Raw genomic sequence first — 8792 nt, 5'->3', positions numbered from 1 at the left:
GTGCTGGCCCGTCTGACGGGGGTGGCCCACGTGGCCGGCGTCAGGCCTTCGTGGATGCGACGCGGGTGGTGTTCTGGGGTGGCGCCGGGTTGATGGTGGTGGCCGCGCCTATGTGCGCACGTGAGTCGCGGACGGTTCGCAGACGCGCCGGACCTCCATCTCTGCAAGCCGGGGTCATTTCTAACCATTCGCAACCCGCCACGGTGGTTAGTTTCGCCTACAGCTTCCCTCGTGTCGGGCATCTGTCGGAGCTGTCGGTGGCGCGTCGGGGAGTTGTCGGGGCGGGGTTGAAGCCTTGGTAGTGATCCCGCCGGGGGAGCGTCCGGCGGGCCCGTGAAACGGAAGGAAACGTCATGACCACTCACGTCACGATCATCGGCGCCGGACTCGGCGGACTGACCCTCGCCCGCGTCCTGCACGTCCACGGCATCCCGGCCACGATCTACGAGGCGGAGCCCTCACCCATGGCCCGCCTGCAGGGCGGGATGCTCGACATCCACGACTACAACGGCCAACTCGCCCTGAAGGAAGCCGACTTGATGGACGAATTCCGCGCCATCATCCTGGAGGGCCGCCAGGCGACCCGCGTCCTCGACCGTGACGGCACCGTCCTGCTCGACGAACCCGACGACGGGACGGGTGGGCGGCCCGAGGTGCAGCGCGGCGAACTTCGGCAGATTCTCCTCGACTCGCTGCCGGCCGGCACCGTGCGGTGGGGGCACAAGGTCAGCGGTGTCCGTGCTCTTGGCGACGGTCTGCATGAAGTCGCCTTCGCGGACGGTGGTTCCCTCGTCACGAACCTGCTCGTCGGCGCCGACGGCGCCTGGTCGCGCGTACGGCCGCTGCTGTCCGACGCCGTTCCCGAGTACTTCGGGCGGTCGTTCGTCGAGACCTATCTGTACGACAGCGAGACCCGGCACCCGGTAGCCGCGAGGACGGTCGGCGGCGGCTCGCTGTTCGTGGTCCCGCCGGGCTCGGGAGCGAGCGGGAAGTGGATCGGGGCACACCGGGAGAGCGGCGAGACGCTGCACGCCTATGTGACGCTGACCAAGCCGCAGGAGTGGTTCGACGACATCGACTTCACCGACGCCGCCGCGGCCACCGCGCGGATCGCCGCGGAGTTCGAGGGGTGGGCGCCCGAGATCACCGCCCTGATCACCGACAGCGATACGGCGCCGGTCGTACGGCCTCTCAACTCGCTGCCTGTCGGGCACCGTTGGGACCGGGTCCCGGGAGTGACCCTGCTCGGCGACGCCGCCCACCTCTCGCCGCCGGACGGCGAAGGCGCCAACCTGGCCATGCAGGACGCCGCCGAACTCGGCAAGGCCATCGCCGAGCATCTCGACGACATCGAGGCCGCGCTCACCTCGTACGAGGCGGCACTGTTCCCCCGCAGCGCCACGGCGGCTGCCGCTGCCGTGGCCACCAACGACGCCATCGGCCAGGACCTGATCGGCTTCTTCGCACAGGACGAGCAGACCGCATAACAAAAAGAAGCGTTCGTGGGGCGGTCGGCGTGACCGTCCCACGAACGCCCTCTCCGTACTTGGGTGTTACGCCAGCAGCGCCGGGATCGTCCCCTCGTGCGCCTCGCGCAGTTCCTCCAGGGAGAGCGCGAACTCGCCCTGGATCTCCACCGATTGACCGTCCACGACACCGATACGGGTGACGGGCAGACCCCGTGCCCCGCACATGTCGTTGAAGCGGAGTTCCTCCGAGCGGGGGATCGCCACGACCGCGCGGCCCGCCGACTCCGAGAACAGGAACGTGAACGCGTCCAGACCGTCGGGGACGATCAGGCGTGCGCCCTTCTCGCCCAACAGGGCCGATTCCACTACCGCTTGGATCAGACCGCCGTCGGACAGGTCGTGCGCCGAGTCGATCATGCCGTCTCGGGACGCGGAGATCAGGATCTCGGCCAGCAGCCGTTCCCGCTCCAGGTCGACCTTCGGGGGCAGGCCGCCGAGGTGGTCGTGGACCACCTGCGACCAGGCCGAACCCCCGAACTCCTCACGCGTCTCGCCGAGCAGGTAGAGGAGCTGGCCCTCTTCCTGGAAGGCGACCGGCGTGCGGCGTGCCACGTCGTCGATGACGCCCAGCACCGCGACCACCGGGGTCGGGTGGATCGCCACGTCGCCCGTCTGGTTGTAGAGGGAGACGTTGCCGCCCGTGACCGGCGTGCCCAACTGCTGGCAGGCGTCCGCCAGTCCACGGATCGCCTCCGCGAACTGCCACATCACCGCCGGGTCCTCGGGCGAACCGAAGTTCAGGCAGTCGGAGACCGCGAGGGGCTTCGCGCCCGTCGTCGCCACGTTGCGGTACGCCTCCGAGAGCGCCAACTGCGCGCCCGCGTACGGGTCCAGCTTCGCGTACCGGCCGTTGCCGTCCGTCGCGATGGCGACCCCGAGGCCGGTCTCCTCGTCGATGCGGATCATGCCCGAGTCCTCGGGCTGCGCCAGCACCGTGTTGCCCTGCACGAAGTGGTCGTACTGCGACGTGATCCACTTCTTCGACGCCTGGTTCGGGGACGACACCAGCGCCAGGACCTGGGACTTGAGTTCCTCCGAAGTACCGGGCCGGGCAAGCTTGTTGGCGTCGTCCGCCTGGAGCGCGTCCTGCCAGGACGGGCGGGCGTACGGGCGCTCGTAGACCGGGCCGTCGTGCGCGACCGTGCGCGGGTCCACGTCCACGATCTTGCCGCCGTGCCAGAAGATCTCCAGGCGGTCGCCGTCGGTCACCTCACCGATGACCGTGGCGATGACGTCCCACTTCTCGCAGATCTCCAGGAAGCGGTCGACCTTCGACGGCTCGACGACCGCGCACATCCGTTCCTGCGACTCGCTCATGAGGATTTCCTCGGGCGAGAGGGTCGAGTCGCGGAGGGGGACGTCGTCCAGGGTGACCGTCATGCCGCCGGAGCCGTTCGACGCCAACTCGCTTGTGGCGCAGGAGAGTCCGGCCGCTCCCAGGTCCTGGATGCCGACGACCAGCTTCTCGGCGAAGGCCTCAAGCGTGCACTCGATCAGCAACTTCTCCTGGAAGGGGTCACCTACCTGGACCGCCGGACGCTTCGACGGCTTGGCGTCATCGAAGGTCTCGCTCGCCAGGATCGACGCGCCGCCGATGCCGTCGCCGCCCGTGCGGGCGCCGTAGAGGATGACCTTGTTGCCCGCGCCGGAGGCCTTCGCGAGGTGGATGTCCTCGTGCCGCATGACGCCGATGGCGCCCGCGTTGACCAGCGGGTTGCCCTGGTAGCAGGCGTCGAAGACGACCTCGCCGCCGATGTTGGGCAGGCCCAGGCAGTTGCCGTAGCCGCCGATGCCCGCGACGACGCCCGGGAGGACGCGCTTGGTGTCGGAGTGGTCGGCCGCGCCGAAGCGCAGGGGGTCTACGACCGCTACCGGGCGGGCGCCCATCGCGATGATGTCGCGCACGATGCCGCCGACGCCCGTGGCCGCGCCCTGGTAGGGCTCGACGTAGGACGGGTGGTTGTGCGACTCGACCTTGAAGGTGACCGCGTAGCCCTGGCCGACGTCGACGACGCCCGCGTTCTCGCCGATGCCGACGAGGAGGGCGTCCGACTGGGGGGCCTTCTCGCCGAACTGGCGGAGGTGGACCTTGGAGGACTTGTACGAGCAGTGCTCGGACCACATGACCGAGTACATCGCGAGTTCGGCGCCGGTCGGGCGGCGGCCGAGGATCTCCACGACCCGCTCGTACTCGTCCTTCTTCAGGCCGAGTTCGGCCCAGGGCAGCTCGACGTCGGGGGTCTCGGCCGCGTGCTCGACCGTGTCCAGAGGCGTCCGGCTCATGCGTTGACCAGCTTCTTGAGGATCGAGGTGAAGAAGGGAAGGCCGTCGGTGCGGCCGGACCCGACGAGCGCCTCGACGGCGTGCTCCGGGTGCGGCATGAGGCCTACGACGTTTCCGGCGGCGTTCGTGATGCCCGCGATGTCGCGCAGGGAGCCGTTCGGATTGAAGTCCTCGTACCTGAAGACGACGCGGCCTTCCGCCTCCAGCTCGTCGAGCGTGTGCTCGTCGGCGACGTAGCGGCCGTCCATGTTCTTCAGCGGGATGTGGATCTCCTGGCCGGACACGTAGTCGCTGGTCCAGGCGGTGTCCGCGTTCTCCACCCGCAGTTTCTGGTCACGGCAGATGAAGTGCAGGTGGTTGTTGCCGAGCATCGCGCCGGGCAGGAGGTGCGCCTCGGTGAGGATCTGGAAGCCGTTGCAGATACCCAGGACGGGGAGTCCCGACTTCGCCTGCTCGATGACCGTCTCCATCACCGGCGAGAAACGGGAGATGGCACCCGCGCGCAGATAGTCGCCGTAGGAAAAACCGCCCGGGAGGACGACCGCGTCGACCTGGTGGAGGTTCTTGTCCTTGTGCCAGAGGGCTACCGGTTCGGCGCCCGCGAGGCGGATCGCGCGCTGGGTGTCCCGGTCGTCCAGGCTGCCGGGGAAAGTGACGACGCCAATACGAGCGGTCACTTGGCCGCCTCCGCCACTTCTTCCACCTTGACGGTGAAGTCCTCGATCACCGTGTTGGCGAGGAAGGATTCCGCAAGATCGTGGATGCGGGCGAGCGCGGCCTCGTCGACCGGTCCGTCAACTTCCAGTTCGAATCGCTTTCCCTGACGTACGTCGGAGATGCCTTCGAAACCCAGGCGTGGCAGCGCACGCTGGACCGCCTGGCCCTGGGGGTCGAGGATCTCCGGCTTGAGCATGACGTCGACTACGACGCGTGCCACTGGCACTCCCGGTGTTGTGGTGCTGAGCGTGTTCCTGCGGGTCTTCGACAGGTGTCTTCAGACTACCCGCACAAAATTTCTACGCGAGTAGAGTTGTAGGAATCTACGTGAGGACCATCACGATCCGGTGTCGGGCGGGGGTCTTCACGAAAAGTTCAGGGAAAGATCCCGGATCGATCCCGGTTCCCTATTGCGCGGAGACACGCGGGAAGATTTAGTCGGGCTTCACATTGCATTGCCGGGCACTGTACAAATGAATTGGCAATAGCCGATACTTTGCCCAATAACAGGCGGACAGTCGACATCTCCGCACCTCCGTGACGTCTCCGTGCGTCCCTGCGGATAGTGCGGTTTCAGGTGTCGCACGAAGGGACCGATATTCGTGGCGCAGAAGGTCGTGGTCACTCTCTTTGACGACATCGACGGCTCGGAAGCGGCGGAAACGATCGCCTTCGGGCTCGACGGCAAGTCGTACGAGATCGACCTGAATCAAGCCAATGCCAAGAAACTGCGTAAGGCGCTCGCGCCCTACGTGGACGCAGGTCGCAAGCGGTCGAGGTCGGGCAAGGCCTACCGCCAGACCGAGGTCGCCCCCGACCCGGCGGCCGTCCGGGCCTGGGCCCAGGCGAACAAGATGGACGTGCCGGCGCGCGGACGCATCCCCAAGAAGATCTACGAGGCGTTCACCGCCGCGCAGTGACCGACGCCGTGTGAAAGCTGGGCCGACGGCCGGTCATCGGCCCCTCGGGGCAACCGACTTGCGCTGCACCCCTCCTGGTCAGCTAGAGTTCGGAGCACGCCGAGGGGCGAGGCCGAAAGGCCCAGCTCACGGAGTACATGCGGGTGTAGTTCAGTAGCAGAACATCCCCCTTCCAGGGGGAAGGCGCAGTGTGCAATTCCTGTCACCCGCTCTGCGGCATCACCGTTCGGACCACTCTTGTGGATCGGGTAGGCTGGTGCTCGCGCCGATCGGTGAGAGCCGATCGGAGGCAATGCGGACGTAGCTCAGTTGGTAGAGCGCAACCTTGCCAAGGTTGAGGTCGCCAGTTCGAACCTGGTCGTCCGCTCCAGCGAAAGACCCCGGTCCAGTGGACCGGGGTCTTTGCTATGCCCGATCCGCGTCAACAGATCGTCCCCGTCTGACATTTGTCATGCCGAGCGATGACACCGCGCACTGCTGTCGGGCCCCCGCCGCGGCGACGCTGAGGTCATGGACACCAACGAACACGAACACGTGATTGAGGTCACTGACCTACGCCGTGTGTACGGGGGCGGGTTCGAGGCTGTGCGGGGGATCACCTTCTCCGTGCGGCGCGGGGAGGTCTTCGCGCTCCTGGGCACCAACGGCGCGGGCAAGACCTCCACGGTCGAACTCCTTGAGGGGCTCGCGCCGGCGTCCGGCGGGCGGGTGCGCGTCCTCGGCCACGATCCCTACAGCGAGCGGGCCGCCGTACGGCCGCGGGCCGCCGTACGGCCGCGGACCGGGGTGATGTTGCAGGAGGGCGGGTTTCCGTCCGAGCTGACCGTCGCCGAGACCGCGCGGATGTGGGCGGGCTGTACCAGCGGGGCGCGGCCCGAGGCGGAGGCGCTCGCGCTGGTCGGGCTCGCGCGGCGGGCGGACGTACGGGTGAAGCAGTTGTCCGGGGGTGAACGGCGGCGGCTCGATCTCGCGCTCGCGCTGCTCGGGGAGCCCGAGGTGCTGTTCCTGGACGAGCCGACGACCGGGCTCGACGCCGAAGGGCGCCGGGACACCTGGGAGTTGGTGCGGGCGCTGCGCGACGGCGGGACGACCGTGCTGCTCACCACGCACTACCTGGAGGAGGCGGAGGGGCTCGCCGACCGGCTCGCGATCCTCAGCGAGGGGCGGATCGCGGTCACCGGGACGCCCGCCGAGGTGACGGCGGGGCGGCCGTCGCGGATTTCGTTCGAATTGCCCTCGGGCTATTTCGTGGGGGATCTGCCGCCGCTCGGCGAACTGGGGGTCGTCGGGCACGAGGTGGCCGGGAGGGTCGTACGGCTGGAGACGCATGAGCTGCAGCGGGCGGCTACCGGGTTGTTGGTGTGGGCCGAGCGGGCGCGGATCGAATTGCGGCGGCTTGAGGTGCGGTCGGCTTCGCTGGAAGAGGCGTTTCTGGGGATCGCGCGCGAGCAGGAGCAGGGGGTGACGGTGTGAGTGCCGTGATGACTACGCCCGTTGGGCGGCTACGGGCGCTGGGGCGGGCCGAGTTGACGTTGCTGGGGCGGAACCGGAGTGCGGTCGTCACGGCGCTGCTCGTGCCGTTGGCGCTGCCGTTCAGTGTGCGGCCGGCCGTCGACCAGATGGATCTCAAGGGGGAGGGGCTGACGGTCGGGGCGGTGATGCTCACGGCCGCGATCGGGTTCTCGCTGCTCTTCGCCGTGTACTCGTCGCTGGTGAGTGCCTTCGTCGCTCGGCGGGAGGAACTGGTCCTCAAGCGGTTGCGCACCGGGGAGCTGGGCGACGCCGAGATCCTCGCGGGGACCGCGCTGCCGGCGGTGTGCGTCGGGTTCGCGCAGTCCGTGCTGCTGGCGGTGGCGTGCGTGCTGCTGCTGGACGCGGGGGCGCCCGCGATGCCCCAACTCGTCGTCCTGGGGCTGCTGTTCGGCCTCTTCCTGTCCGCCGCGCTGGCCGCCCTCACGGCAACGGTGACCAGGACGGCCGAGAGTGCGCAGGTAACCGCGCTGCCGGTGCTGTTCGCGTCCATGCTCGGGTCCGGCATCATCATCCCGCCGCAGCTCCTGCCCGATCGTGTCGCCGCCGTCTGCGCTTTCCTCCCGCTGTCCCCCGCGATCCGGCTGATCAGCGGCGGCTGGAACGGCGACCTGTCCGGCTACGACGCGCTGGGCGCCGTCCTGATCGCGCTGGCCTGGACCGCCCTCGCGGTGTTTGCTGTACGGCGGTGGTTCCGGTGGGAGCCGCGGCGCTGAGGTACGGGGAGCACGGGGAGCACCAAGAGATGCGGGCACCTGGAGGACCGGGCGCGGCAGGCAGGGACACGGGCGGATCCGGCGGCTGGTGGGGGCGGAAGAGCACTCCCGGGAAGGTCGAGACGTACACCCGGTGGTCCTTCCACTTCTTCGCCCTGGTCGAGATCGCGTCCATCGGGCTGCCGCTGTTCGCGCAGGTCGGGGTGGAGACCGCGAGCTGGATGGCGGCTGTCGTGACCGTGCACGCGGCGCTCTGCTCCGCCACCGCGTCCCGGGCGCTCGACTGGACGCGCGACCGGCGCGTGCGGCCGGTACGGCTCATGTGGTTCCTCGGCTCGGTGACCGCGCTGATCGCCGTCGTCGCGCTGGTCCTACGGGAACGGGGTCCCGGTGACGACCAGGTGCGGGCCGCCGCGAGCACGCTCTTCGTGGGGGTGCTGAGCTTCGGCGCCGGGACGTCGGCGCTCGGGGTACGCGGGCGGCGGCAGGTCCTCGCGGTGGTCGCGGGTGCGGTCGGCGGCACGCTGGTCGCGCAGCTCCCGCTGGGGGTGGCCGCGCCGGCCGCGTTCGGCACCGCGCTGGCCGTCCTCCTCACCGGCGGCGGTCTCGCCTTGAGCGCCGCGTTCTCCGTCTGGCTCCTCGACGCCGTCTACGAACTCGACGAGGCCCGCGAGACCCGGGCCCGCCTCGCCGTCGCCGAGGAACGACTCCGGTTCGGGCGCGACCTGCACGACGTCATGGGCCGCAACCTGTCGGTGATCGCGCTGAAGAGCGAATTGGCGGTGCAACTGGCCCGGCGAGGGCGCACCGAGGCCGTGGAGCAGATGATCGAGGTCCAGCGGATCGCCCGGGAGTCCCAACGGGAGGTACGCGACGTCGTACGGGGCTACCGCGAGGCCGACCTCCGCCTCGAACTGGCGGGCGCCCAGGGCGTGTTGGCCGCCGCCGGCATCGACTGCGAGGTGACCGGCGACGCGGCGGGACTGCCGGTCGAGGTGCAGTCGGCGCTCGGGTGGGTCGTCCGGGAGGCGACGACCAATGTGCTGCGGCACGGGGATGCGGAGCGGTGCGTGGTGGGGGTTCGGGTGGAGGAAGGG

General features: G+C 69.1%; 8 protein-coding genes and 2 tRNA genes. 7 read left to right on the top strand and 3 right to left on the bottom strand.

What is annotated here, in order from left to right:
• The first annotated feature begins 353 nt into the window (after positions 1-353).
• Complete coding sequence (locus AC31A1_RS40560; protein WP_489658092.1) at positions 354-1487, top strand: FAD-dependent oxidoreductase; 1134 nt, start codon at positions 354-356, stop codon at positions 1485-1487.
• Between the two features lie 66 nt (positions 1488-1553).
• Here AC31A1_RS40560 and purL read toward each other — a convergent pair whose 3' ends face one another.
• The 3 genes from purL to purS are packed head-to-tail and all read right to left on the bottom strand — an operon-like array spanning position 1554 to position 4749.
• Positions 1554-3812, bottom strand: a complete 2259-nt coding sequence (gene purL, locus AC31A1_RS40555) for a phosphoribosylformylglycinamidine synthase subunit PurL (RefSeq protein ID WP_489658091.1) — start codon at positions 3810-3812, stop codon at positions 1554-1556.
• Positions 3809-4489 (bottom strand): phosphoribosylformylglycinamidine synthase subunit PurQ, encoded by a 681-nt coding sequence (gene purQ / locus AC31A1_RS40550; protein ID WP_489658090.1) that lies wholly within the window; start codon positions 4487-4489, stop codon positions 3809-3811. The genes purL and purQ overlap by 4 nt, the downstream gene beginning before the upstream one ends.
• Positions 4486-4749 (bottom strand): phosphoribosylformylglycinamidine synthase subunit PurS, encoded by a 264-nt coding sequence (purS, locus tag AC31A1_RS40545; RefSeq protein WP_015659417.1) that lies wholly within the window; start codon positions 4747-4749, stop codon positions 4486-4488. Before purS ends, purQ begins: the two co-directional genes overlap by 4 nt.
• A gap of 382 nt (positions 4750-5131) precedes the next feature.
• Here purS and AC31A1_RS40540 point away from each other — a divergent pair, with 382 nt between their 5' ends.
• From AC31A1_RS40540 to AC31A1_RS40515, 6 genes are all read left to right on the top strand, one after another.
• On the top strand, positions 5132-5449 hold the full coding sequence (locus AC31A1_RS40540) for a histone-like nucleoid-structuring protein Lsr2 (protein ID WP_327402948.1): 318 nt from the start codon (positions 5132-5134) through the stop codon (positions 5447-5449).
• A gap of 139 nt (positions 5450-5588) precedes the next feature.
• Positions 5589-5660, top strand: a tRNA-Gly gene (locus tag AC31A1_RS40535).
• Between the two features lie 83 nt (positions 5661-5743).
• Positions 5744-5819, top strand: a tRNA-Gly gene (locus AC31A1_RS40530).
• A gap of 140 nt (positions 5820-5959) precedes the next feature.
• The gene (locus AC31A1_RS40525; protein WP_489658089.1) at positions 5960-6922 is read left to right on the top strand and encodes an ABC transporter ATP-binding protein; all 963 of its coding nucleotides are present in this window, start codon (positions 5960-5962) and stop codon (positions 6920-6922) included.
• 8 nt (positions 6923-6930) lie between these two features.
• Positions 6931-7695 carry an ABC transporter permease gene (locus AC31A1_RS40520; protein WP_489658088.1) on the top strand — a complete coding sequence of 255 codons (765 nt, stop codon included), beginning with the start codon at positions 6931-6933 and terminating at the stop codon, positions 7693-7695.
• Between the two features lie 29 nt (positions 7696-7724).
• Positions 7725-8792: sensor histidine kinase (locus AC31A1_RS40515; RefSeq protein ID WP_489658087.1), on the top strand; the 1068-nt coding region annotated here is incomplete at its 3' end.

It is taken from the genome of Streptomyces sp. P5F9 (assembly GCF_057961495.1).
The sequence above is the reverse complement of the archived record's forward strand: the minus strand, read 5'-3'. Positions and strand labels throughout refer to the sequence as shown.